The sequence below is a fragment of the Streptomyces sp. R-74717 genome, assembly GCF_047305335.1.
In the GTDB taxonomy this organism is placed as follows: Bacteria; Actinomycetota; Actinomycetes; order Streptomycetales; family Streptomycetaceae; genus Streptomyces; species Streptomyces atratus.
Genome location: NZ_CP102361.1, coordinates 1,685,111 through 1,708,094, shown reverse-complemented (window position 1 = coordinate 1,708,094; position 22,984 = coordinate 1,685,111). Strand labels below are relative to the sequence as shown.

Sequence of the window (22,984 nt, the reverse complement as noted above, 5' to 3'; positions counted from 1 at the left end):
GCACTGTGACTTCCATGCTGATCAACACCGCGGCCGACCCCGCGCTCGCCTGGCAGGAGACGGCGCTGTGCGCGCAGGCGGGGCCCGAGTTCTTCTTTCCTGCTCCCGGCAGCTCCACCCGTGAGGCCAAGCAGCTCTGCAACGCCTGCGAAGGGCGCGAGGCCTGCCTGGAGTACGCCCTCGCCAACGACGAGCGCTTCGGCGTATGGGGCGGCCTCTCCGAAAAGGAGCGGGACCGGTTGCGCAGAACCGGTCGCGAGCGGGCCTGAACTCACCCTGCCCGCAGGGCGATCCGGCCTGCCCGGGGCACCGGCCGCCCCCGCATCACCAGGCCGGAGCCCCCACGGCCGGACGGGCACTGCCGGCCTGGGACGATGTCCGCATGAATGATCACGACAGGGACGCTCTGCTCGCAGCGGCGGTGCGGCTGCGCACCGACGGACGGCCCGAGGAAGCCCGACAGCAGCTGCTGTCCCTCTCCGCCGCCTTCCCCGCCGATGCCGAAGTGGCCTACCAGACCGCCCGGGTCCACGATGTGCTCGGTCTGGAAGCCGAGGCCGTGCCGTTCTACGAACGCTGCCTGGACGGGACGGGGCTGACGGAGGAGGACCGCCGGGGTGCGCTGCTCGGCCTCGGAAGCACCCATCGGGTGCTCGGACAGTACGAGAGAGCCGTCGAGGTCCTGCGCAGCGGTGTCGAGCGGTTCCCCGATGACGGCGCACTGCGGACGTTCCTCGCCATGGCGCTCTTCAACACCGGCGAGCACTATGAATCCATGCAGCTGCTGCTGAGACTGCTCGCCGCCACCAGCGAGGACCCGCATGTGCGGGAGTATCGACGGGCGATCGAGCACTACGCTCAGGACCTGCACGAAACGATGTGAGCCCGGCGCGGGGCGCTGTGGCCCCGCCCCCGGCCCTTCCGGCGGATCAGGGTCGGACAGGCCCTCGGCCGCCGGACAGGACTGCGGAGCAGTGGCCCGGCCGGCGGCCGATGACAGCCGTGCGGGCCGTCAGGCCAGGGCGCGCGCCGCCAGCCGTGCCTTGCGGGCCGCCAGCTTCTCGTCGAACTTGGCAGCCTCGCTGTCCAGGCCGCCCATGTACAGGCCCAGCTCCTCCTGCGCCTTCAGGCCGTCGGGACCCAGGCCGTCGATGTCGAGGACCTTCAGGTAGCGCAGCACGGGCTGGATCACGTCGTCGTGGTGGATGCGCATGTTGTAGATCTCGCCGATCGCCATCTGCGCGGCGGCGCGCTCGAAGCCCGGCATGCCGTGACCAGGCATCCGGAAGTTGACGACGACATCGCGCACGGCCTGCATCGTCAGGTCCGGAGCGAGCTCGAAGGCCGCACCGAGGAGGTTGCGGTAGAAGATCATGTGCAGGTTCTCGTCGGTCGCGATCCGTGCCAGCATGCGGTCGCAGACCGGGTCGCCCGACTGGTGGCCGGTGTTGCGGTGCGAGACACGGGTGGCCAGCTCCTGGAAGGCGACGTACGCCACGGAGTGCAGCATCGAGTGACGGTTGTCGGACTCGAAGCCCTCCGCCATGTGCGCCATCCGGAACTGCTCCAGCTTGTCCGGGTCGACGGCGCGCGAGGTGAGCAGGTAGTCACGCATCACGATGCCGTGCCGCCCCTCCTCCGCGGTCCAGCGGTGCACCCAGGTGCCCCACGCGCCGTCGCGGCCGAAGAGGGATGCGATCTCGTGGTGGTAGCTGGGGAGGTTGTCCTCGGTCAGAAGATTCACGACCAGCGCGACCTTGCCGATGTCGGTGACCTTGGACTGATCGGCCTGCCAGGCCTCACCGTCCTCGAAGATGCCGGGGAAGTTCCGCCCGTCGGAGAACGGCACGTATTCGTGGGGCATCCAGTCCTTGGCGACCTTGAGATGGCGGTTGAGCTCCTTCTCCACCACCTCTTCCAGGGCGTACAGCAGTTGGGCGTCGGTCCACGCCTTCGGGCTGCCGAGGTGGGGAGCGCTGATCGTCACGGGGACTCCTGGGGACGGGAGAATTACCTACGGACACGTAGGTTACGAGACCGTAGGTTAAAGCGGCGGTAAGGCCATCGCCAAGCCCGCCCCCGCGATGCCCGATTACGTAACGTTATGTGCGCAGGTCGCGGGGGGTGGGGCGTCCAGAAGCCCGCTCGGCTGCCGGGTGTACCGAACTCGCTCATATCCACCAATACGTGGCTGTGTCGTGCTCTGTGGACTCGGAAAGTGCCCTCAAGTCCCGGCGCCGGGGCGCTCCAGGCCCAGATCCCGGCGCAGATACTCGGCCGTGAACGATGTGCGATGGCCGAGCAGCGCCGCCGGGGTCCCCTCGAAGACCAGCTCGCCGCCGTTTCTGCCGCCCTCGGGGCCGAGGTCGACCACCCAGTCTGCGCGCTTGAGCACCTCGAGGTTGTGCTCCACGCAGATCACACTGTTGCCCGCGTCGACCAGCCGGTCCAGCAGATCGACGAGCGTGCCGGTGTCCGCCATGTGCAGTCCGGTGGTCGGCTCGTCCAGCACGTACACGCTGCCTGTCCGGTGCAGCCGGGTGGCGAGCTTGATGCGCTGACGCTCACCACCGGAGAGCGTGCTGAGCGGTTGCCCCAGTGTCAGATAGGTCAGGCCGACGTCGTCGAGCGTGTGCAGCTTCCGCAGCAGTGCCCGGTCGTCGAAGAGCTCGGCCGCCTGAGTGGCCGTCATCTCCAGTACGTCGGCGATCGAGGCGCCACCCACTCGGTGCTTCAGCACGTCGTCGTGGAAGCGTCGCCCCTCGCACACCTGGCAGGTGGTGGTCACCGGGTCCATGAATGCGAGATCGGTGCAAATGATGCCGCGGCCCGAGCAATGCCCGCACGCCCCCGATGAGTTGAAGCTGAACAGGCCGGGCTCGACGCCGTTCTCCCTGGCGAAGGCCTTGCGGATGGAGTCCAGTGCACCGAGGTACGAGGCCGGGGTGGAGCGGGACGACGCGGTGATCGCCCCTTGGTCGATGACCACCGCGTCCGGGTACGCCGCCGTGAACACCTTGGAGACCAGCGTCGACTTGCCGGATCCGGCCACCCCGGTCACGACCGTCAGTACACCTTCGGGGAACGCCACGTCCACGCCCTTGAGGTTGTGCAGCGCGGCGCCCGTCACCGGCAGCTGCCCGGTGGGGGAGCGGAAGGTCTCCTTGAGCGGTGTCCGGTGGCGCAGGCATTGGCCGGTGAGGGTGTTCGCCTCGCGCAACCGGTCCACCGGGCCTTCGAACACGACATGTCCGCCGTCGGTGCCCGCTCTCGGGCCCATGTCGACGATGTGGTCCGCGACAGCCATCACATCCGGGTCGTGCTCGACGACGATGACGGTGTTGCCCCGGTCGCGCAGCCTTACCAGAAGATCGTTCAGCCTGCTGACATCACGCGGATGCAGGCCCACGCTCGGCTCGTCGAAGATGAACGTCAGCCCGGTCAGTGAACTGCCCAGATGCCGGACCATCTTGAGCCGCTGCCCTTCGCCGCCCGACAGCGTTGTGGTCTCCCGGTCCAGGCTGAGATAGCCGAGCCCGATGCCCACCAGGCGCTCCAGCCGTTCGCGGGCGGCCGAGGCGATCGGACCGGCCACCGGATCGTCGATCCCGGCCAGGACGCCCGCCAGATCGGCCACCTCCATCCGCCCGTAGTCGGCCACGGAGAGCCCGCCGACACGGGTGGCGAGCGCGGCCGCGTTCAGCCGGGCGCCGCCGCAGGACGCGCACACCGTTTCGGTCGTGAAACGCCGGGCGGCCTCGCGCCGCCGCTCGGAGAGCGCCTCGGTGTCCCGCTTCAGGAAGAGCCGGGTGAACCGCTCGGCGATCCCCTCGAACCGCATGTCCGCAGAGGTCGACTTCAGCTCCAGACGGACGGTGAACCCACCGCCGTACAGCAGGAGCTGGAGCTCTTCCTCGGTGAACTCCGCGAGCGGCTTGTCGTTGTCGAAGCGTCCCGAACCGGCGTACAGCTGCCACTCCCAGCTGCCCACCGAGAGCCCCGGCAGCAGCAGCGCACCCTCGTTGAGCGACTTCGTGACGTCGATCGCCCGGTCGATGTCGAGGCGGACCGTGCGCCCCACACCGTCGCACTCCGGACACATCCCGCCGGGGTCGTTGAAGGAGTACGAGGTCGCCGGGCCGGCACTCGGTGTCCCGTATCGCGAGAACAGCACCCGGATCACCGACCAGATGTCGGTCATCGTGCCGACGGTGGAGCGGGCATTGCCGCCCAGCGGCTTCTGGTCGACGACGATTGCGACGGAGAGGTCGTCGATGGCGTCGGCATGGGGCCGTTCGTACTTCGGCAGCCTGTTCCGGATGAACCAGGTGAAGGTCTCATTCAGCTGCCGCTGCGATTCCACGGCGATGGTGTCGAAGACGATCGACGACTTGCCCGACCCGGAGACTCCGGTGAAGACGGTGATCCGCCCCTTGGGGACGGTGAGGGAGACATCACGCAGATTGTTCGCGCGTGCCCCGGTGATGACGATGTTCCGGTCCGTGTTCCGATCCATGCCGCCGAAGCTAACCGCGATACCGGACAGCTTCTGTCTGGATTTTCCGGGCGATCGGGATCTTCTGCGGGGCCGGGCCGGCCCCCGTCGGCGGAGCACTCGGAGCTGTCGGCGTACTCGGAGCGGACGCGTACGGGGGCGCGGTGCGGTCGGGCGGTCAGAGCAGATGGTCCGCCGCGCCGGACTTCACCGCGGAGATCAGCGCCCGCAGCGCCTCGATGGAGTCGCTGACGTAGGCGGCGGTGTCCGTGGTGGAGCCGATGTACGCCCTGCCCTGGTCGTCGAGTCCGAAACGGAAGCAGTTGGCGCCCTCGCTGCAGAAGGCCTCGTCCCAGCAGATGTCGGTCATGATCTCTCTCCTCAGAGGTCCTGGGCTATGGCTCGGATGAAGTCGCGCGATTCCTCGACCGGCAGTGCGAGCGTGCGCAGACGCTCCAACAGGCCTCGGTACCGGCGCAGTTGCATATCGGAATCCAAAAGCATCGAGCCGTGCGAGGAATCGAGCTGCACGGTGTCGAGCTGGGGTACCGCAGCGCCCACATAGGTGAACGACTGTCCGGCGCCCGGGAAACCGCCGGCGGCGAACGGGATCACCAGGACCGTGATCCGGTCCCGCTCGGACTGGCCGACGATGTGGTCCAGTTGCGCCCTGGCCACCTTGGGGCCGCCGAACTGCATGCGCAGAGCCGCCTCGTGGATCACCGACTCGTAATGTGGTGGGCGGTCCCGGTTCAACACCTCCTGGCGGCGCAGCCGCAGGGAGAGCCTGGCCACCAGATCGGGCCCGGGCAGTTGCGGATCGGCGGTGTCGAAAACCGCCCGCGCATGCTCCTCGGTCTGCAGCAGGCCGGGGATGTGCGTGGTGGTCGCCGTTATCAACTCCAGTGCGTGGTACTCCAGTTCGGCGATGTCGAGCAGTCCCGGCAGCAGTAGTCCGCGATGTTCCTCCCACCAGCCCCTGGCCCGCTCCTGGGTCATCTCGGCGAGCAGATCGACCAGGCCGGTGTCCGGACAGCCGTAGTTGAAGGCAAGGGTGCGAACCCGCTCGGCGCTGATGCCGAACCGGCCCGACTCGATGTTCGGGATGCGGGTGCGGTCGACGCCCAGCAGCGCGGCGGCCTGCTGCGTCGACATCCCCGACTGCTTACGCAGCTTGCGCAGTTCGTACCCGAGACGCTGCTGCCGGGCGGTCGGGGTGCTTCTGGGCGGCACGGCAAATGTCCTTCCGAGGGCGGAGGTTGAGTGAAATGACCGGAACCACACAAGTAGTAGCACTGTGCTCCAGTATGCGCTACGGTCGGTAGCGCAAGTCTCACACGGGGCGACCGCGCCTTTGTGTGATCATTAACGCAATTACCGGAAATGTGAGCATCTTGATGAAGGGCGCACCGCGTTGTCTCCCGGCTCTCGCACCAGCCGGACCCCACCCGCCGGCGGCGGACAACCTCAGTTATTCGTTCGCACTGCCGGGCGGCGCCTTCTGCGCCAGCCTCGCGCGCAGCGCCGTGGGTGAACTCCTCACCCGGCACGGCCTCGCGGAACTCCGTGAAACAGCCGTACTCGCCGCCTCCGAACTGGTCGCGGCCGCCTACCGGTTCACCCCGGACCGGGAAATGCTGCTGCGGGTCCACTGGCAGTTCGATGCGCTGCGCATCATCCTCTACGACCAGCACCCGTCCCACGGCTCGGCCGAGAAGTCCGAGGAATGCCGCGAACGCCGTAGCGAAAGTATGTGGCTGCTGGCAGCAGCGGTCGATTCGCGCGGCGGGGACTGGGGGCTGACCCCCGCGCTGACCCAGTCCGGCGGCTGCAAGGCCTGGGCCTTACTCCACCGGTGACCCCGCACCGACCTCGTCCCCCACCGATCACACTCCCGCGCGTCCTTCCTCGGCCGCGATGTCACTCAATTCCCTGCCGGGCAACAGCGTCACCTGCGCCGTACGAAATCGCCTCCCGCCCGACGCGGGGTCAGCAGGCCCCGCCGAGCAGATCGGTCAGGCTCCGGTCGAGATCCAGGAACCGGTGCTCGTCGCCGGCCGGCACCAATTCCTGCGCCCGCTCGAGAAAACGGCGCAGCTCCGCGGTGCGGACGTGCACCATCGCGATTCCCTCGGTGGCATGGAACTCCAGGACAGTGCGGTCATATCCGAACGGCCTGATGCGCACGTCCCCGACACCGGCGGCCGAGTCCACTCCCGCCGCGAGCAACTCGCGGGAGAACTCCCAGGAGACATCGGTGCCTTCCAGGGTCGCCGTCGCGGGGAACGCCATGCGTACGGCGAACGGATCCCTCCGGTCATACTGCAGGGTGGCGGGAAGGGTCTCCATCCGCGGTGCGGATGCGACCATGCGGGCCTGCACGGACTGCTCGATAACGGTGGACAAGACCTGCTCCCTTTCTCGGCCAGATGAACGGTTCCCGGCACTGATGTAGACGACGGAACTGCCTCATCCGTGCATCGGAAGGTGGCGTGAGCTGTATCACCGCACGCCGCCGGTACCGATCGAGTGCCCACTTACCGCCGATGCGCCCTGGACGGAGCGCAGCTCGTGGGCTAGCTTCCAGCGCCATGAGGGCCAAGGGGAAGATGAGACGACTGATGTCATGGGGGCTCTGTGCGGCGGCGCTGACCGCAACACTGGCCACACCGGCAGCCGCGGCTGCACCGGGGGAGTGGCACCGGCCCGGCGAACGGCCGGCCTGGACGCTCACCGAGACAGGGGCCGACGCCCGCTTCCGCGGCCTTGCCGCCGTCAGCCGTCGCACCGCCTGGGTCGCGGGTTCGAAGGGCATGGTGCTGCGCACCTCGGACGGCGGCCGTCACTGGCGCGATGTGTCACCGCCCGGTGCGGCTCAGGAGGCGCTGGAGTTCCGTGACATCGAGGCATTCGACGCCCGGCGCGCGGTGGCACTGGCCATCGGGGAGGGCGAGGCCTCCAGGGTGTTCCGCACGGACGACGGGGGAGCGACCTGGACGGAGTCGTTCCGCAACACCGATGCCCGCGCCTTCTACGACTGCCTCACCTTCTTCGACAGCCGGCACGGACTTGCGATGAGCGATCCCGTCGACGGGAAGTACCGCATCCTGTCGACCGCTGACGGCGGCCGGAGCTGGCGGGTGCTGCCCAGTGCGGGCATGCCGGATGCCCTGGCCGGTGAGGCGGGGTTCGCCGCCAGCGGTCAGTGCCTGGTCGCATCGGGTCCCGAGGACGTATGGCTGGCGACCGGGGGCGCCGCCACCGCACGGGTGCTGCACTCCGCCGACCGAGGGCTGACCTGGACCGCGGCCGAATCCACGATCCCGGCCGGCGACCCGGCACGCGGCGTCTTCGGTCTGGCCTTCCGCGACCGCCACCACGGCATCGCGGTCGGCGGCGACTACCGGGCCGGCCTGCCGTCGCCGAACGCCGCGGCGGTGACGGGCAATGCCGGCCGCAGCTGGAAGCAGTCCGCCACCCCGCCGACCGCCTACCGCTCGGGCGTCGCCTGGCTCCCGCACAGCAGGTCGGGTGCGCTGGCGGTCGGCCCGACCGGCACGGACCTCACCGTGGACGGCGGCCGAACCTGGCGCACGGTCGACACGGGGTCGTACGACACGGTCCACTGCACACCGGACGGCGGCTGCTGGGCCGCGGGCGAGAAGGGACGAGTGGCGCGCGCGGGGTTCTAGCGCCCGGTGGATCAGGGCCGGGTGGGTCACCGCTCCGGCCCGTCCGGCGATCGAGGAGCGGTGCCTGGGTACCCGGGTGGCGGATACCCGCTACCCGGGCAACTGCTGCCGGTGCGGGGCGAGTTCGTCCGAGGTCTTCGTCGCGATGAACTCCGTGATCCGGTACGTGCACACGCCCTGTGCCGTGAACGGATCCTCCGCCGCGATCTTCTCGACCTGTGCGCGGTCGTCCCCGACGGCCAGGATCACCCCGCCGTCGCGCGGGTTCTTGCGGCCCGACGCGATGAACACCCCGGCCGCGTACTGCGTGTCCAGCCAGGCGACATGGTCCTGCAGCAGCGCGTCGATACGCTCGACCGGCGCGGTGTAGGTCAACTCGAGTACGAACATGATCTCCAGGCTACGGGACGAGGGCGCGCCGGCCCCGGGCCGTGTCCGCGAAGTCCCGACCGGCCCGCTGCCGAGCCGCCCGCCGTGCCCGTTGCCTAGACTCGACAGCACTATGACAACGCTCCCGATGCCCGCCGACGAGGCCGAAGCCCGAGCCCTTCAGGACGCCCTGCGCCCCCGGGTGGTGCTCGACGAACCCGGCCCGCCGCCCGGCAACGGCCGGGTCACGGGGGTCGACGTGGCCTACGACGACGAGCGCGATGTCGTCGTGGCGGCAGCGGTCGTCCTCGACGAGGCGACGCTCGACGTGGTCGCCGAGGCCACTGCCGTCGGCCGGGTCACCTTCCCGTACATCCCCGGACTGCTCGCCTTCCGGGAGATCCCGACCGTGCTGGCCGCGCTGGAATCCCTGCCGACCGACCCGGGACTCGTGGTCTGTGACGGCTACGGCCTGGCGCACCCGCGCCGCTTCGGACTCGCCAGTCACCTCGGGGTTCTCACCGGACTACCGGTGATCGGCGTCGCCAAGAACCCGTTCACCTTCTCGTACGAGCAACCGGGCCCCCGCCGGGGTGACTGGTCGCCGCTGCTCGACGGCGAGGAGGAGGTGGGCCGGGCGCTGCGCACCCAGGACGGCATCAAGCCGGTCTTCGTCTCTGTCGGGCACCGGATCGGCCTGGACAACGCGTGCGCCCACACCCTGCTGCTGGCCCGCGACTTCCGTCAGCCGGAGACCACCCGCAGGGCCGACGCGCTCTGCCGTCAGGCCCTGCGGGAAGCGACTGCCTGAGTATGTGTACGGATAACGTCCGTCGATCACGACGGGCAGACTGGTACGTATGACCGAACATCGAACGTCCACACGACCGGGAACCGTCTATCTTGCTCAGCGCCGGGTCGCGGTGGGGATGACTCTCGGCATTCTCGCGGGAGCGGTCTGGGCCGTCTCGATGGTCTGCACGCTGGTGTCCTGGGCACTCTGACCCGAGAGGGCGCGCCGCCCCGCCGCCGCGGCTACTTGTGCTGGTCCGGGCCCTGGGCGTTGAGCAGCGCGCGCCAGGTGTCCTCGTCCCCGATGCCTGTCACGGGCAGGTCCCGGGATGCCTGGAACTTCTTCAGCGACCGCATGGTCGAGGGGGTGTACGCGCCGGTGGGGAGTGGTCCCACCAACGGGCCGCCGGATTCGGCCCTGCGGTCGGATCTGCCGATACGGGCGTGCCGGTGACCGCCTCCACCGAATCGGTTGCGGCGGACGCCCGATCCGGCGACGCCGTGGGCGCCGGGCGGTTCCTGGCCGGCGGTGCCCCGGCTGCCGCATCGGCCAGGGCGCACGCCCGGACCAGGTCGTCGGCCGGCGCCCGCAGCACCGCGTGCAGCTGCTCGACGATCCTGCGCGGTGCGTTGGAGGCGTGAGCGGGATTCAGATAGCGCGACAGGGTGGTCTGGTCGACCCGCAGCCGTTTCGCGAGGGAATTCTGAGTGGGTTTCTCGCGGCCGCCGCGCACGGACGACTCCCACCAGTTCCTCAGCAACTCGGCCAGAGCCCGCCCCGGATGGTCCTCCCGGCTCGCCACAGTGCTGTCCGTCATCGTTGCTCCGCGACGACGGGGAACCAGCGGGAGGCGGCGATCGACTGGAACCGCGTGGCCGCCTCGAACAGCTTTGCCTTCCTCAAGGCCACGCAAGGGGTGCCCGGCAAGGACGGCTGGTTCGCCCGCGAGCAGGTGCCCGGCGCCTGGGCGGCACTGCTCTCCCGCCGATGAAGCCCGCACAGCCCGCACGGCCCGCACAGCTCATGTAGCTCATGAGGTTCATGGAGCTCATGTGCGAAACCCGCCCGCATTCCTCTTCCCAGCGGAATGATCACCACCACTCATGACGCGGAGTCACCCATGTCCGCATTGCCCACCCAGCCCCGCCGCTCCGCAGTCCGCCTCCTCGCCGGCATCGTCGCCTTCGGCGCACTGACCGGCCCGGCGGCCTCCCTCGCCGCCGCCGGTGAAATCCGGACGGCGGCCCCGACCACCGTCGAGCGGACTGCCCGGTACGTCGCAGCGGGCTGGCCGACCTTGGCGGCTACGCCCTTCAGTACGGGACGGGTGCGGACGCCGGGTGGGTGAGCATCCAGGCCGTTTTGAACCAGTCGTACGGACTTGGAGGGGAGTGCCCACTCGTCGCGGGCGCGGGCGGCTACCGGATCTCGTTCGATATGAAATTCAAGGCGTTGCCCTCAACGCTGACCGAGCACGCGGGCGTCTACCTCGGTAAGACCTCAGACGACGTGTACCGGTCCGGTACCGCGAACACCTCGGGCGGGTACCACGTCGTGATCAGGGCGAACGGGCAGATGCAGCTGAACCGCCACACAGCTGGTTACGCAGCTGTAGGCGACGACTGCGCCTCTGGATTCGCAGTCGGCGCGATCTCCTTGAGCGTCTCGATCAGGATCACCAGGGGGTGTGTCCTATAGAAATCCGTCGAAAGCAACGTGATCCAGCTCGCTGTGTGCGCCCCGAAGCCGTCACAGCCGCGCACACCGACTTCGCCGCCCTCCAGGCCGCCGGGGGCCTTCCGGGACAGGCGCCGGGAAGCGCGAAGGAGTCGGCCGGCCTCCACGGGCCAGTTCAGAGACCCTGATCAATCTCAGCGCTGCATCCTGTACCGCAACTACTCGCACCCGTGATCCTTCCCGTGCCGAGATCCGTGGAGCTCCGGCAGAAGCAGGTTCCCACCCTGCGCGAGGAGCCCAAGCGGCACCGAATCATCGGAAGGAATCCCTCCGCGGCGAACAGTGGTTAGTGTCCGTCGCATGACACATATGAGGAAGATCCAGGCGCGACGGATGACGGTGGCGCTGGTCGGCGCGGCCGCCGCGATGGTGCTGGGTGTGGGTGGGGCGATTGCCGTGGCCGACCAGGACGGCGGAGCGTCCGGCCCGACTCCTGTGTCCGCGGAGACGTCCGATACGGGAAGCGGCGGTCTCGCGGGCGGCGGGGACACCGGCGCTGGGGACAGTGGCTCCGTCAGTGGTTCAGGTGGCACTGACGGCGGCAGCTCCGGCGGTACGGATGCGGGAGGCTCGGGTGGTTCGGATGCGGGCCCGTCCGAGTCCCCATCTCCTACGGACGGACCGACATCGCATCCCACGGCTCCGGCAAGCCTGGACGACCTGGCGGAACGCATCGACGGTCTGGAGAAGAAGGTGGATGAGCTGCCCACCAAGAAAGAGTTGGCCGATGCCCTCCGCGCCTTCGCCGACGCGTTGGAGCAGCAGGACTGAGCCCACGGAACATGCTGCGGCGCACCCAGGGCGAGGCCGTACCGAAGGCTGATCCGGGCAGATCTGCTTCGTCGCGTGCTCGTGTGCGACATCCCGTGAGTTCCTCTGAGCCCCGCTGAGTCCCTGTCCCTGTGGCCAGGAGGTTCTTCCTCCTTCGAGTGCTCTGAGGCTCTGTGACGTAACTTCGTGATTCTTGAAGCGTTCTCACCACGTCCGACCGATCCGCAGTCGGGCCGAAGGCGAGGAGGCTCGGGTTGGCGGCGCTGGCAGTCGTACGGGACCTGCGTGAGCACTGGGCGCCGACGTCGGCGGAAGAGCTGGAGCGGTTCGAGACCGACGTACTGTCCGGGTTCGTCCTCGCGCGAGCCTCGGCGGGCCTGGCGGACGGCACCATCCGCGGGGACGTCGGGCACCTGGAACAGATCCGCGCGTGGTTCGGCCGGCCGCTGTGGGACATGGAGCCCGCCGACGCCGACGCGTACTTCGGGAAGGTCCTGCGGAACTCGCCGAGCGGCACCCGACTGGCCCGGTCACAGGCGCTGACCACCTACTTCATGTTCCTGGAGCTTCGGCACAAGGTCGAACTCCACCGCATGACCGGCCGGGTGGTCGAGTGCCCGATCGATGAGATGAACCGGCCGCGCGGGGCCAAGGACGCCCAGCTGCGGATCCCGCCGACCGAGCCGGAAGTCGGGACCCTGTTCACCGGCTGGGGTGGCGAGCTCGCCACTTGCCGCAATTTCGCCCCGACCGCCCGGAACTACACCGCCTCGAAGCTGATGTCCCAGGTCGGCCTGCGGGTGAGCGAGGCGTGCAAGCTCGACCTGGACGACATCAAGTGGGAGCTGGGCCGCTTCGGCAAGCTCCACGTCCGTCACGGCAAGGGCGCCCGCGGCTCCGGGCCGCGCGAGCGGATGGTACCGCTGATCAACGGCGCCGACCGCACACTGCGGTGGTTCATCGAGGACGTCTGGGGTCAGTTCGACGACGACCACACCCGCCCCGGCGCCCCGCTGTTCCCCTCCGAGCGCAAGAACGCCGACGGCTCTTCGCGTCGGGTGGGCGACGACGCTTTGCGTGGCGGGCTCAAGGAGGCAGCCAAGGCGCACCTGCCGGGGTGGGGCGAGAGGCTGACGCCGCATGTCATGCGGCATTTCTGTGCGTCCCAACTCTATGGGAATGGGCTGGACTTGCTCGCGATTCAGGAGGTTTTGGGACATTCCTGGATCGCTACAACGATGCGATACGTCCACGTCCAGCAGACCCGGGTCGAGGACGCCTGGGCCGCCGGGACCGAGCGAGCCGCGAAACGGCTGGAAGGGCTGATCCGATGAGGTGGAACCTGCGGCTGACGGCCGCGAACAAGGGTATCTGGAAGGCGTCCGAGCTCCAACGGGGCCTGGCCGAGCACGGGTTGGTGATCTCGGCGGGGAAGATGTCCGGGCTGTGGTCCGGCCAGCCGGTCTCCCTCAAGCTGGAGGACCTGGATGTCATCTGCGTCGTCCTCGGCTGCGAGATCGGCGACCTGCTGATCCCCGAGCCGGACAAGGTCCGCCGCCCGGGCGAGGAGACCGGCCAGCAGGCCGCCGCTGCGTCCGGTCCGGCCCCGGCGGTGGTGCCGCGTCGGCGGGACGGCCGGTCCCTGCCGCCGATGTGACGCAGTGAGTCCGCGCAAGGGCTACCGCAAGCCCGCTACCAGCTGTGACGGCTGCTTGGCCTGGGGCGTGTTCACGGGCAGGCTCTGCCCGGCGTGCTGGCAGTTTGCTCACAAGCACGCCGCCGACGAGTGCGGGGCCTGCTGTCGGTGACAGCCGCTGAAGTCCGGCTACTGCCGACTGTGCTGGTGCCAGGCCCGCCGCAATATCCGTCTGGCGACCGGCAAGCCGACTTCGGCCGGGCACGTGATGGCACCCTGGCTTCGTCAGGTCGGTGACCTTCAGCTGTTCTTCGTCGGCATGCACCACCACCGCGGCTCCTCCGCGGCCCCGTGGCCAGGCACGACGGGGGCGCCCACGCAAACCGCCACCGCCCGCTGCAGTCCGTCCGGTCAGCCGCTGGCGCCAGCCGGTCCTGTTCGACGGCGTCCCCCGCGACTACAGCCGCTTCGCTCACGATGTGCACGCGAATCCCGAGAACCCCTGGCTGGCCTGGGGACGCTACCTCGCGCACGGCCTGGCCGAGGCCCGCGGCTGGAGCCGCCGCGTGCGTCTCGACGTGGACCGGGCCCTGGTCGTGCTGCTGTCCCCGCACACCGAGGGCGACGTCATCCGCTACTCGGAGATCATCGCGCCGCTGCGGGCCCTCGACAGCAGCATCGAGCGAACCGCCGAGGTCCTGGAGGCGATGAGCATCCTGGTCGACGACCGTAGGCCGTCCTACGAGGACTGGCTGGAGAAGCGGCTCGACGGCCTCGCTGCCGGGATCCGCCGGGAGGCCGAGCGCTGGAACCGCACTCTGCGTGACGGCGGACCACGCACCCGCCCCCGCGACCAGGCCACCGTCTGGGCCTACCTCAACGCCGTACGTCCCGCCCTGCTGGAATGGTCCGCGGGCCACGACCACCTGCGCGAGGTCACCCGCGACGATGTTCTCGCCCACGTCAAGACTCTCCACGGGCACGAACAGCGCCCGACTCTCGTCGCCCTGCGGTCGCTGTTCGGCTGGGCGAAGAAGAACGGCATCGTCTTCCGCAACCCGACCGCCCGCATCAAGGTCGGTACGTTCGAGTACTCCGTCCTGCAGCCCCTGCTGCCCCAGCAGGTGACCCGGTCCGTCGAAGCGGTCCGCAGCCCAGCCGCCCGCCTCGCCCTCGCACTCGCGCCTCCCACGCCGCCCGGGCCGGAGCCATCCGCGCTCTCCAGTTGGACGACGTGGACTTGGGCAACCGCCGGCTCACCATCGCCGGACGCACCCGCCCCATGGACGACCTCACCCACCAGATGCTGCTGGCCTGGCTGGACTACCGGCGCCGGCGCTGGCCGAACACCGCCAACCCCCACCTGCTCATCAACCAGATGACCGCGCTGGAGACCGGGCCGGTCAGCGGCTGGTGGATCAAGCACGAACTCCACGGCCAGGACGCCACCCTGGAACGGCTCCGCGTCGACCGCCAGCTCGAAGAAGCCCTCGTCCACGGTCCCGACCCGCTCCACCTCGCCGAGGTCTTCGGCCTGGACGAGAAGACCGCGATCCGCTACGCGGTTTCCGCACGGGCCCTGCTGGAGCAGGCCGCCGAGGTCGGCCCTGTTGGGGCTCCTCGAAAATTCGAAAATCTCCAGGGCCGCTCGCGTTCTCTACTTGATTGAGGGGCTCAACAACAGGTCGGGGCCTCTCCTCGTGGCGCCCCTGTGACCCTAGCTGGGCGTCATCGTTTGGGGGCGGCGCCGCCGGTTGTCTCAGCGGCTGGTGGGTGCGTTCCAGTCGACCAGTTGGACGATGACGCCATTGGGGTCGCGGACCTGAAAGGCGCGCTCGCCCCACTCCTCGTCGGTCAGCGGCATGGTGATCGTGACGCCTTCGGAGCGCAGGCGCGCCAGCTCGCCTTCGAGGTCCTCGACGACGAAGGCAAGGATCAGACCTGCGGTGTGCTCGTCGCGCTGGTCTGCCGGGAGGGTGTCCAGCCCCCGCCGCAAAAAGATGACGTTCATGCCGACGTCGTCGCGCGTCAGGGACGCGAAGCCGTCGGCGGCCATCTCCTCGCGGAACCCGAAGTGCTCAACGAGGAAGGCGCTGGCTGCGGGGACATCGTCGACGTTGAGCGACACGGCGCTAGAGGTGATCTTCATGAAAACTCCTCCGAGATCCACTGAGCATATTCTCTGTACGACGTACAATGTACATTGTACAGAGTTTGGCTGGGAGAGGATGACTCCATGCCAACGGAACGAACCAGCTCGGGCGACCCGGCCCACACCCTGCAACTGCTGTGGCGCGGCTCCTCCTCTGACCGTCGCCGAGGACCGCGACGGGGGCTGAGCATCGACGCGGTGGTCGAGGCTGCCACCGCCATCGCCGACGCTGAAGGCCTGGACGCGGTGACCATGCGCCGGGTGGCCAAGGAACTCGGCGTGGTGCCGATGACGCTGTACACCTACGTCCCCGGCAAGGCCGAGCTCCTCGACCTCATGCTCGACGCCGCCTACGCCCGCATGCCCCGCACCGACACCACCGGACAGCCCTGGCGCCAACGCGTCACCGCTATCGCCGAGGAGAACAAAGCCCTCTTCGAACGCCACCCGTGGGCCGCGGCCGTCTCCACCGTCAGGCCTCCGCTGGGGCCGGGGCAGATGTCAAAGTACGAGCACGAACTGTCTGGGCTCGACGGCCTCGGCCTCAGCGACGTCGAGATGGATGACTGTCTGACCCACCTACTCACCTTCGTGCAGGCATGCGCCCGCACCGTCGCCGACGCCCGCGCCGCACAGCACGACAGTGCCCTGAACGACCAACAATGGTGGGAGCTGAACGCCCCGCTCCTCGCCCGGGTCCTCGACGAGAACGCCTACCCCACTGCCGTCCGCGTCGGCGCAGCCGCAGGCGCCGCACACAGCAGTGCCTACGACCCCGCCCACGCCTACTCCTTCGGCCTGCAACGAGTCCTCGACGCCTTCGCCGCTCTGATCGACCGAAGCGGAGACGCGAAGACATTGACTTCATCGCACCGGCACGACGCCATTGCCCCGTGAGCCTGCCTCGTGAGCCGGAGCACCTGTCGCCGATGCTCCGGCTGGGGAACTCGGGGAGGAGGTCTGGCTCTTCTCCGAGCACGGGGTGGTGCAATCAGCCTCATCACTCCAGCGAGTTGAGTACGAACCCGCGGGCTCATCGCCCAGAATCAGGGGGTCGCACCCGCGGGTTCGCGTTGAAGTACCTTCAGTTTCCATGAACCCGCGGGCTTCTCGGGGGTCGAGTAGGAACCAAGCAGAGAGTGCAGTTTGATGTCACATGATTTGACACTCCGTCATCTACTGGTCTTTCGATGCGGTGCATGTGTTTGAGCCGGGCCTGGTGGAGGTGGCGGCCTGCGATGAGGAGACGGCGCCGGCCGCGGTCGCGAAGATGGGTGAGCGGTGGGCGACGTCGGGGCCGTCGGAGGTGTGGCGGGTGCCGGGTGAACCGGGGGTGCGGGTACGGACGTACGCGACGGTGCGGCCGGTGCCGGCTCCATGCATGATGACAACGCCGCAGGCCCCAACGCTCTCGTTCTGCGGTGTCACGGTATAGAGGCTGAGTTGTTCACCGCCAGCGTGAACCGTTTTATGTATGACGGCACCCATTGCATCTCCCGACGTAGTGGTACAGCAGAAGTCCGACGCTCAGACGGCCACCGTGGGGCGAGGCGTGATGTGCGATCAGGCGTTGCCTCGTAACGGTCAGCAGTACGGTGGCTGGTTGGTCAGGGACGCCGCTACCCGCATCCACACCCCGAACAACCGGTAGAGGCTGGGCAGAGTACCCCGCGCCTGGACGGTCCGCGTGTCCTTCGATGTGACCCCTGGAATTCCCAGGAGGGTGGCGGCCACTGAAGCGGACTGCCAGCGGACGGTGAGGGTGGATGGATCCGAAAGGGGTGCTGTAGCCGTCCGTCGCGTAGAGAGACTGGCGGCGACCTCATCCTCAATTGCCGTGCGTGCCTCCTCGGTCGGGCGCAGATCTGCCGCGAATCGGTCCCGCGCATACTTCACGGCCACGGTGGATACAGAGGCATCCCATTCCTTCATCTCCGCGCAGGCGTAGTCGTCACCGGTGAGGACCACCACCCGAACACCGATGGCTGCCGCGGTCGTGTGAGCCAGACCGATCTCGCCCACCGGTCGGCCGTCCAGCCACATGTCCTCGATCTCGTGGCCCATAAAGCTGTGGCTCAGCACCCCGAGCGCGCCGGCCCGGGAGTGATAGCCGACGCAGACCATGGCATCGTGCTCCGACGTCAGGCCTTCCAGCATGCCCATGTGTTTGGGCTTGCCGCGGATGAGGCGGGCGGCCGGGTGCAGGGTCTCCGGAAGGATGTTGCGCATCGGGCCGTGCGCGTCGTTGACGGTGATGTCGGTGGCGCCGGCCGTGAGGGCGCCCCGGACGGCAGCGTTGACGTCCTGCGCCATCATCAATCGTCCACGTTCGTAGTCCCGGCCGCCGGGCTGGACATCGTCGGCGTCGACGAGCCCGGTGACGCCTTCCATGTCCGCGCTGATGTAGATCTGCACTGTTCAAACTCCTCAAGCTTGATCGCTTGGGAGACGTCAGCCGCACATCTCCGGTTCCCCGTCGGACAGACACCATCCGGCTTCGGTACGGATCCACACAGCAGCCTGATCGCTCAAAGCCACGCCCAGAAATCAGCCGTACCGCTGGAAGAGCGCGAGACAGTGGCCAGCGCGGCGCCGCCATGGCCACCTGAGGATCACATACCGAGGGGCCAGGGTGCTTCTTCCTGGCCCCTCGGTATCCCTCATGCCTTGAGGAGCCGTGGCTTTGTTCGTGAGTTGTGAGAGCGCGTGCCGCTCGGCGGGCGTGCGATAGGTTGCCCGCCATGACTGAGTTTGGACCCGTCGCCTGGCCACCTGCCCCGATAAGGACCGAGCGGCTCGTGCTCCGTGAGCCCGAGGCCCGGGACCGTGCGGCGTTCATCGAGCTGTTCGCCTCGCCAGAGGTGGGTACCTACATCGGTGGCCCTCGACCGCGTGATGAGCTCGAGCGCGCGGTGCCTGAGGTGCCCGGGCGGCGCCCTGGCCTTTTCGTGATCGATCTCGACGGAGCGATGATCGGCATGATCACGCTCGATCGGCGCGACGCAGAGCGTCCGGGGCACGTCCGTCCGGATGCCGGGGAGGCCGAGCTCGGCTACATGTTCCTGCCGGAGGCGTGGGGACGCGGGTACGCCGCCGAGGCGTGCACTGCGGCACTCGACTGGTTCGCCGACGCGCTTCCCAGCGAGCCGGTGGTGCTCTGCACCCAGACCGCCAACGACCGCGCGATGCGCCTCGCGGCGAAGCTGGGGTTCACCGAGGTGGAGCGGTTCGAGGAGTACGGCGCCGAGCAGTGGTTCGGCGTGTGGTCCTCCGTCACGCCGTCCGGTTGAACTCGTGCTCGACAGCGCGGATCTCCACGAGGCCACCGATCGGTCGTCGGCCTCGGCGCGCCGCTTGACCTCGTAGGGTGCCAGTCCGCCTCGGGTGTCCAGGGAAGGGGTGATGTGCCGGCAGTCAGGCGTCGATCTCGCGGGGCAGTAGCGGCCGGTCCTTGACCCGCCGACGCGAGAGCGCGGGCAGGCGGCGCACCGCCTTCAGGATGCGCCGCCCGGACGGGGCGGCGCCCAGCGCGTCCGACTCACCCAGCAGGGACAGGAACGGGCGCACGGTGTTGTAGCGCAGGGCCAGCTTCTCCCGCATGGCGGCCTCGGCCGACCCGTCATCCTCGGGCACCAGGGCCTCGACGGTCGCGACCGCCCCGGCCACCGCCGTATGCGGCAGCGCCTCCTCCACCGCTGCCCACAGCGCCGCGACGTCCAGGTCCGCCTCGTGCTCGGCGACCAGGTCCAGCTCCTCGGTGAGGATCTTCGACGCCTTCGCCAGGATGCGGGCCGCCTTCTCCAGCTGCGGCAGCATCGCCAGCCGCTCCCGGTCCGACGCCCGCCGAGCCGGGCTGATCAGCCGGTTCGCCATCAGCACCGCGAACAGGTCCAGCGCATCGTCGACCGCCTGCGCCTCCAGCTGACGCACCACCGCCGTCAGCAGCGCGTTCCGCCGCGGCTCCGGCGCCCGCTCGATCGTCTGCGCCTTGCTCAGCTGCGCGTACCGGGCCGGTGTGGACAGCCGGTTCACCGGCACCCGGGACAGGTTCACCCGCCCCAGCGCGAACGCGGAGATCTCCTCCACCCGCTCCATGGCCCGCATCATGGCGGTGCCCGTCGACTTCGTCGGCGGGGTACGCAGCCGCTCCAGCTCCGAGACGTGCTTGCCCTCCGGCACCGCCAGCCGCTCAGCCAGCGCCGGCGCGAGCGCGGGATCGGCCCGGTGCGCGGCGCGGGCCACTGCCTCGTACAGGCGCCGCTCCGCTGCCGTGCGGGCCTCCGACACCTGCCGGGCCAGCACGCTCACCCCGGGCAGCAGCACCCGGTTCTTGCGCAGCCACGCCACCGCGTGGTTGAACAGGGCCACCGGTCCCTCGGCGTGCGTCCACGCCCGCCCGTACAGGAAGCCACGGAACTCCCGGCCCCATCGCCGGTCGGTGAAGTCCCGGTACTGGAACCGCTTCTGGATCTCCGCCGCGTGCTCGTACACCGTCGAGCGCCGCTCCGGGTGCCGCTTCACGTATGAGGCATCGGCGATGCCGAGCTGCCCGGCCAGATACTCCACGGCCTCCCAAGGCACCGCGAGCGGGTCCTCGCCCAGGAACCGGCCGATGTGCCGGATCGTGCTTCTCTGCACTAAGTCAAGCGAGGCGATCACGGTTGTCGACCCCGCACCCCCAGCTCTGCCTCAGGAGCAAAGTAACCAACAGGTAACTTTCAGTTGGTCGGGCGCGCCGTTTCCCTCCCCTTGTCGCCTCATTGGGCTGTCCGGGTGAAGCCCGAGGCCGACGAGGAGAGCGAGCGTGCGGGTGGAGTGGTCGCCTGTGAATCGCACCGTGCGAGCCCTCGAAGGGGTGCTGGAACGGGCGAAGTCTCACTCAGGTGTCGCTTGCTGACGGGGGCTCGGCGAAGGCGCTGGCGGCTGCGGCGAAAGCGGCGGTTCTGGCCGCATGGCCGGGCAGTTGCGGGTCGGGGGGCGTGCGGAGGAGTACCAGCTGGTGGTACAGCGGCGCGGTGGCGGCGATGAGGAGTCGCCGAGCGTCGGTGTGCGGCAGAAGTTCACCGCGCCGGACCGCTCGGCTGACGATGATCTCGCAGCGGGCGTACCGGTTCTCCCAGAGCCGCTGTTGCGCGTGGGCGGCTTTCTCGGAGCGGAACGAGGCGGCGATCAGAGCCGCGACGATCGGCGGCTGTGCAGTCAGGGCTGCCTGGATCTCCTGGTTCAGCGCTGCCAGGTCCCCTTCCAATGAGCCGGTGTCCGGTGGCAGCCAGTCGTCGTCGCTCGCCGCGTCGAGAACGTCGGCGAGCAGGCCGCCGACGTCCCCCCAGCGCCGGTACACCGTTGTGCGGTGCACGCCCGCGCGGGCGGCGACGGCGTCCATGCTGAGCCCGTCATAACCGTGTTCGCCGAGCTCCGCGCGGACCGCGTCGAGCACCTGCGTACGAATACGGGCGGTGCGGCCCCCGGGTCGGCGTCGCGTCGGCGTTGGCCGGGTGCCTTCCGGCCCTGGGGCTTCGGGAGTCATAGCTGGTAATCCGTTGCTCAGGGGGACGGTGTTATGGCAGCATCTTAATGCATCAGTTGTCGAACTAGTGGGGTTATCGATGCTCTTCCGAAGCGTTCGCCCGGCCCTGCGGCCCTTGACTGCCGCCTCGTCCTCGAATGCTTTGGAGTCCCCCCATGCCTACACAGATCACCGCGCTCGCCGTCAGCAAGTCCTTCAACGGCAGGCTCGTCCTTGACTCGGTGACCTGCTCGCTCGCCGCGGGCGAGCGCACCGGGATCATCGGTGAGAACGGATCCGGCAAGACCACCTTGCTGCGCCTGCTCGCCGGGCGTGAACGGCCCGATCAGGGCGAGGTCGTCGTCCAGGCCGCCGGTGGCGTCAGCTATCTCGCGCAGGACGAGCGGCTGGCCCCGCAGGCGACCGTCCAGCAGATCATCGACCGGGCCCTGAGCGATCTACGCGCCGTCGAGCAGCGAATGCGCCGTCTGGAGGCCGCGATGGCCGATGGCGACGAGTCGGGCATGGCCGAGTACGGCGAACTGATGACAGTCTTCGAGCTGCGCGGCGGCTACGACGCCGACGCCCGTGTGGAACGTGCCCTGCACAGCCTGGGTCTGGGGCTGGTGAGCCGTGACCGTACCGTGGGCAGTCTGTCCGGCGGAGAACAGGTCCGGTTACGGCTGGCGGCCGTCCTGGCGGCCGCGCCGGAGGTGCTGCTGCTGGACGAGCCGACCAACCATCTCGACGAGGGTGCCCTGAGCTGGCTGGAAGAACACTTGCGCACCCGGCGGGGCACCACGGTGACGGTCTCCCACGACCGCGTCTTCCTCGAACGTGTCGCCACCAGCCTGCTGGAGGTGGACGCCGACCGGCGCCGCGTCGTCCGGTACGGCAACGGCTACACCGGCTACCTCGCCGAGAAGACGGCTGCCCGGCAGCGCTGGGCTCAGGCGTACGACCAGTGGCGGGAGGACGTCGACCGGCTCCGCGAGGCCGCCGCGACCACCGCCCGCCAGGTGGCCCCCGGCCGTCCGATGAAGGACGGCAACAAGATGGCCTACGACCGGGCGGGCGGCCGAGTGCAGCAGTCGCTGGCCAGCCGGGTGCGCAACGCCGAGGAACGGTTGCGCCGCCTGCTTGCCAACCCGGTCCCGCCCCCGCCGGAGCCGCTGCGCTTCACCCCCGTACTGCGGGCCCGCCGCCTGCAGGGCGTCGTACTCGACACCACAGACATCGCCGTCGCCGACCGGCTCGACAGCACGAGCCTCACCGTCACGGCGGGCGAACGCCTGCTGATCACGGGGCCGAACGGAGCGGGCAAGAGCACCCTGCTCCGTGTCCTGGCCGGGGAAGTCGCCCCCGACAGTGGGTGCGTCACCCGCCGTGGCAGGATCGGCTACCTCCCCCAAGAGCCGCAACCCGGGGAACCGGACGAGACCGTGCTGGCCGCCTTCGCCCGTGGACGGGCGGGGGAGGCCGCCGGGCACACCGAACGGCTGCTGTCCCTCGGCCTGTTCGACCGCGACCAGCTCACGGTGCCGGTCGGTCGGCTGTCCACCGGGCAGCTGCAGCGTCTCGCCCTGGCGCGATTGCTCAGCGAGCCGTCAGACGTCCTGTTGCTCGACGAACCCACCAACCATCTGTCGCCCGCCCTCGTCGAAGAGCTGGAAGCCGCTCTGACTGGGTACAACGGCGCCATCGTCATCGTCAGCCATGATCGCCGGCTGCGTCGGCGCTGGCGGGGCGCCCACCTGGCCATGCGCGCGACTTCGACGCCCGCCACCAAGTGCTGAGGTCCTCCAGACCCGCAGACATCCCTTCAGAAAGGAA

General features: G+C 69.1%; 28 protein-coding genes and 1 pseudogene. 17 read left to right on the top strand and 12 right to left on the bottom strand.

Annotation, left to right across the window (positions count from 1 at the left end):
- The first annotated feature begins 14 nt into the window (after positions 1-14).
- Together NRF20_RS07690 and NRF20_RS07685 are read left to right on the top strand one after the other, a co-directional pair.
- On the top strand, positions 15-269 hold the full coding sequence (locus tag NRF20_RS07690; RefSeq protein WP_266355898.1) for a WhiB family transcriptional regulator: 255 nt from the start codon (positions 15-17) through the stop codon (positions 267-269).
- Between the two features lie 113 nt (positions 270-382).
- Positions 383-883, top strand: coding sequence for a tetratricopeptide repeat protein (locus NRF20_RS07685; RefSeq protein WP_398630729.1), 501 nt, complete (start codon positions 383-385; stop codon positions 881-883).
- A gap of 129 nt (positions 884-1,012) precedes the next feature.
- Here the strand turns inward: NRF20_RS07685 and NRF20_RS07680 are convergent, their stop codons facing one another.
- The 4 genes from NRF20_RS07680 to NRF20_RS07665 form a co-directional block, all read right to left on the bottom strand.
- Positions 1,013-1,987 (bottom strand): acyl-ACP desaturase, encoded by a 975-nt coding sequence (locus NRF20_RS07680; protein ID WP_398630730.1) that lies wholly within the window; start codon positions 1,985-1,987, stop codon positions 1,013-1,015.
- A gap of 237 nt (positions 1,988-2,224) precedes the next feature.
- Positions 2,225-4,516, bottom strand: a complete 2,292-nt coding sequence (locus tag NRF20_RS07675; protein WP_398630731.1) for an ATP-binding cassette domain-containing protein — start codon at positions 4,514-4,516, stop codon at positions 2,225-2,227.
- A gap of 157 nt (positions 4,517-4,673) precedes the next feature.
- A complete protein-coding gene (locus NRF20_RS07670; protein WP_398630732.1) occupies positions 4,674-4,865 on the bottom strand; it encodes a hypothetical protein in 192 nt (63 codons plus the stop codon).
- Between the two features lie 11 nt (positions 4,866-4,876).
- Positions 4,877-5,728: a Scr1 family TA system antitoxin-like transcriptional regulator gene (locus NRF20_RS07665; protein WP_398630733.1), complete on the bottom strand. Its 852-nt coding sequence runs from the start codon at positions 5,726-5,728 to the stop codon at positions 4,877-4,879.
- Between the two features lie 152 nt (positions 5,729-5,880).
- Here NRF20_RS07665 and NRF20_RS07660 point away from each other — a divergent pair, with 152 nt between their 5' ends.
- Positions 5,881-6,354, top strand: a complete 474-nt coding sequence (locus tag NRF20_RS07660) for an ATP-binding protein (RefSeq protein ID WP_398630734.1) — start codon at positions 5,881-5,883, stop codon at positions 6,352-6,354.
- Positions 6,355-6,484: 130 nt separating this feature from the next.
- On the opposite strand, the gene NRF20_RS07655 is transcribed toward NRF20_RS07660, so the two are convergent.
- The gene (locus NRF20_RS07655; protein WP_266355886.1) at positions 6,485-6,901 is read right to left on the bottom strand and encodes an SsgA family sporulation/cell division regulator; all 417 of its coding nucleotides are present in this window, start codon (positions 6,899-6,901) and stop codon (positions 6,485-6,487) included.
- A gap of 185 nt (positions 6,902-7,086) precedes the next feature.
- Between NRF20_RS07655 and NRF20_RS07650 the strand changes: the two genes are divergently transcribed.
- On the top strand, positions 7,087-8,187 hold the full coding sequence (locus NRF20_RS07650; protein WP_398630735.1) for a WD40/YVTN/BNR-like repeat-containing protein: 1,101 nt from the start codon (positions 7,087-7,089) through the stop codon (positions 8,185-8,187).
- A gap of 90 nt (positions 8,188-8,277) precedes the next feature.
- Here NRF20_RS07650 and NRF20_RS07645 read toward each other — a convergent pair whose 3' ends face one another.
- Positions 8,278-8,577 carry a YciI family protein gene (locus NRF20_RS07645; protein WP_266355882.1) on the bottom strand — a complete coding sequence of 100 codons (300 nt, stop codon included), beginning with the start codon at positions 8,575-8,577 and terminating at the stop codon, positions 8,278-8,280.
- A 112-nt stretch (positions 8,578-8,689) separates the two neighbouring features.
- On the opposite strand from NRF20_RS07645, the gene NRF20_RS07640 reads away from it, so the two are divergent.
- Positions 8,690-9,367 (top strand): endonuclease V, encoded by a 678-nt coding sequence (locus NRF20_RS07640; protein ID WP_398630736.1) that lies wholly within the window; start codon positions 8,690-8,692, stop codon positions 9,365-9,367.
- Between the two features lie 49 nt (positions 9,368-9,416).
- A complete protein-coding gene (mmpA, locus tag NRF20_RS07635) occupies positions 9,417-9,560 on the top strand; it encodes a morphogenic membrane protein MmpA (RefSeq protein ID WP_189279381.1) in 144 nt (47 codons plus the stop codon).
- Between the two features lie 31 nt (positions 9,561-9,591).
- On the opposite strand, the gene NRF20_RS07630 is transcribed toward mmpA, so the two are convergent.
- Positions 9,592-9,705: a peptidoglycan-binding protein gene (locus tag NRF20_RS07630; RefSeq protein ID WP_398630737.1), complete on the bottom strand. Its 114-nt coding sequence runs from the start codon at positions 9,703-9,705 to the stop codon at positions 9,592-9,594.
- Positions 9,693-10,166 (bottom strand): helix-turn-helix domain-containing protein, encoded by a 474-nt coding sequence (locus NRF20_RS07625; protein WP_398630738.1) that lies wholly within the window; start codon positions 10,164-10,166, stop codon positions 9,693-9,695. Before NRF20_RS07625 ends, NRF20_RS07630 begins: the two co-directional genes overlap by 13 nt.
- Positions 10,167-10,469: 303 nt before the next feature.
- Here NRF20_RS07625 and NRF20_RS07620 point away from each other — a divergent pair, with 303 nt between their 5' ends.
- From NRF20_RS07620 to NRF20_RS07590, 7 genes are all read left to right on the top strand, one after another.
- Positions 10,470-10,697, top strand: coding sequence for a hypothetical protein (locus tag NRF20_RS07620; RefSeq protein ID WP_398630739.1), 228 nt, complete (start codon positions 10,470-10,472; stop codon positions 10,695-10,697).
- On the top strand, positions 10,694-11,047 hold the full coding sequence (locus NRF20_RS07615; protein WP_398630740.1) for a hypothetical protein: 354 nt from the start codon (positions 10,694-10,696) through the stop codon (positions 11,045-11,047). Before NRF20_RS07620 ends, NRF20_RS07615 begins: the two co-directional genes overlap by 4 nt.
- Positions 11,048-11,386: 339 nt before the next feature.
- Complete coding sequence (locus tag NRF20_RS07610; protein ID WP_266355875.1) at positions 11,387-11,857, top strand: hypothetical protein; 471 nt, start codon at positions 11,387-11,389, stop codon at positions 11,855-11,857.
- Between the two features lie 254 nt (positions 11,858-12,111).
- Positions 12,112-13,191 (top strand): tyrosine-type recombinase/integrase, encoded by a 1,080-nt coding sequence (locus NRF20_RS07605; protein ID WP_398630741.1) that lies wholly within the window; start codon positions 12,112-12,114, stop codon positions 13,189-13,191.
- Entirely contained in the window at positions 13,188-13,514 is a 327-nt protein-coding gene (locus NRF20_RS07600; RefSeq protein ID WP_398630742.1) for a helix-turn-helix domain-containing protein, read from the top strand. Before NRF20_RS07605 ends, NRF20_RS07600 begins: the two co-directional genes overlap by 4 nt.
- A gap of 458 nt (positions 13,515-13,972) precedes the next feature.
- Positions 13,973-14,875, top strand: a complete 903-nt coding sequence (locus tag NRF20_RS07595; RefSeq protein WP_398630743.1) for a hypothetical protein — start codon at positions 13,973-13,975, stop codon at positions 14,873-14,875.
- Positions 14,872-15,162 carry a hypothetical protein gene (locus NRF20_RS07590; RefSeq protein WP_398630744.1) on the top strand — a complete coding sequence of 97 codons (291 nt, stop codon included), beginning with the start codon at positions 14,872-14,874 and terminating at the stop codon, positions 15,160-15,162. The genes NRF20_RS07595 and NRF20_RS07590 overlap by 4 nt, the downstream gene beginning before the upstream one ends.
- Before the next feature lie 90 nt (positions 15,163-15,252).
- Here NRF20_RS07590 and NRF20_RS07585 read toward each other — a convergent pair whose 3' ends face one another.
- Positions 15,253-15,642, bottom strand: coding sequence for a VOC family protein (locus NRF20_RS07585; protein WP_331724135.1), 390 nt, complete (start codon positions 15,640-15,642; stop codon positions 15,253-15,255).
- An 87-nt stretch (positions 15,643-15,729) separates the two neighbouring features.
- Between NRF20_RS07585 and NRF20_RS07580 the strand changes: the two genes are divergently transcribed.
- Together NRF20_RS07580 and NRF20_RS07575 are read left to right on the top strand one after the other, a co-directional pair.
- Positions 15,730-16,542 (top strand): TetR/AcrR family transcriptional regulator, encoded by an 813-nt coding sequence (locus NRF20_RS07580; RefSeq protein WP_072488693.1) that lies wholly within the window; start codon positions 15,730-15,732, stop codon positions 16,540-16,542.
- A 298-nt stretch (positions 16,543-16,840) separates the two neighbouring features.
- Positions 16,841-17,080: a DUF6207 family protein gene (locus tag NRF20_RS07575; RefSeq protein ID WP_413752272.1), complete on the top strand. Its 240-nt coding sequence runs from the start codon at positions 16,841-16,843 to the stop codon at positions 17,078-17,080.
- A 149-nt stretch (positions 17,081-17,229) separates the two neighbouring features.
- On the opposite strand, the gene NRF20_RS07570 is transcribed toward NRF20_RS07575, so the two are convergent.
- Positions 17,230-18,060, bottom strand: coding sequence for a M55 family metallopeptidase (locus NRF20_RS07570; protein ID WP_398635306.1), 831 nt, complete (start codon positions 18,058-18,060; stop codon positions 17,230-17,232).
- Between the two features lie 326 nt (positions 18,061-18,386).
- Here NRF20_RS07570 and NRF20_RS07565 point away from each other — a divergent pair, with 326 nt between their 5' ends.
- Complete coding sequence (locus tag NRF20_RS07565) at positions 18,387-18,935, top strand: GNAT family N-acetyltransferase (protein WP_398635305.1); 549 nt, start codon at positions 18,387-18,389, stop codon at positions 18,933-18,935.
- A 130-nt stretch (positions 18,936-19,065) separates the two neighbouring features.
- On the opposite strand, the pseudogene NRF20_RS07560 reads toward NRF20_RS07565, so the two are convergent.
- Both NRF20_RS07560 and NRF20_RS07555 read right to left on the bottom strand, forming a co-directional pair.
- Positions 19,066-20,283: pseudogene (locus tag NRF20_RS07560) on the bottom strand (DUF4158 domain-containing protein); the annotation flags it as partial.
- A gap of 241 nt (positions 20,284-20,524) precedes the next feature.
- On the bottom strand, positions 20,525-21,172 hold the full coding sequence (locus tag NRF20_RS07555; RefSeq protein WP_398633782.1) for a TetR/AcrR family transcriptional regulator: 648 nt from the start codon (positions 21,170-21,172) through the stop codon (positions 20,525-20,527).
- Positions 21,173-21,327: 155 nt separating this feature from the next.
- Between NRF20_RS07555 and abc-f the strand changes: the two genes are divergently transcribed.
- Complete coding sequence (gene abc-f / locus NRF20_RS07550) at positions 21,328-22,947, top strand: ribosomal protection-like ABC-F family protein (RefSeq protein ID WP_398633781.1); 1,620 nt, start codon at positions 21,328-21,330, stop codon at positions 22,945-22,947.
- The last annotated feature ends 37 nt before the right edge of the window (positions 22,948-22,984 follow it).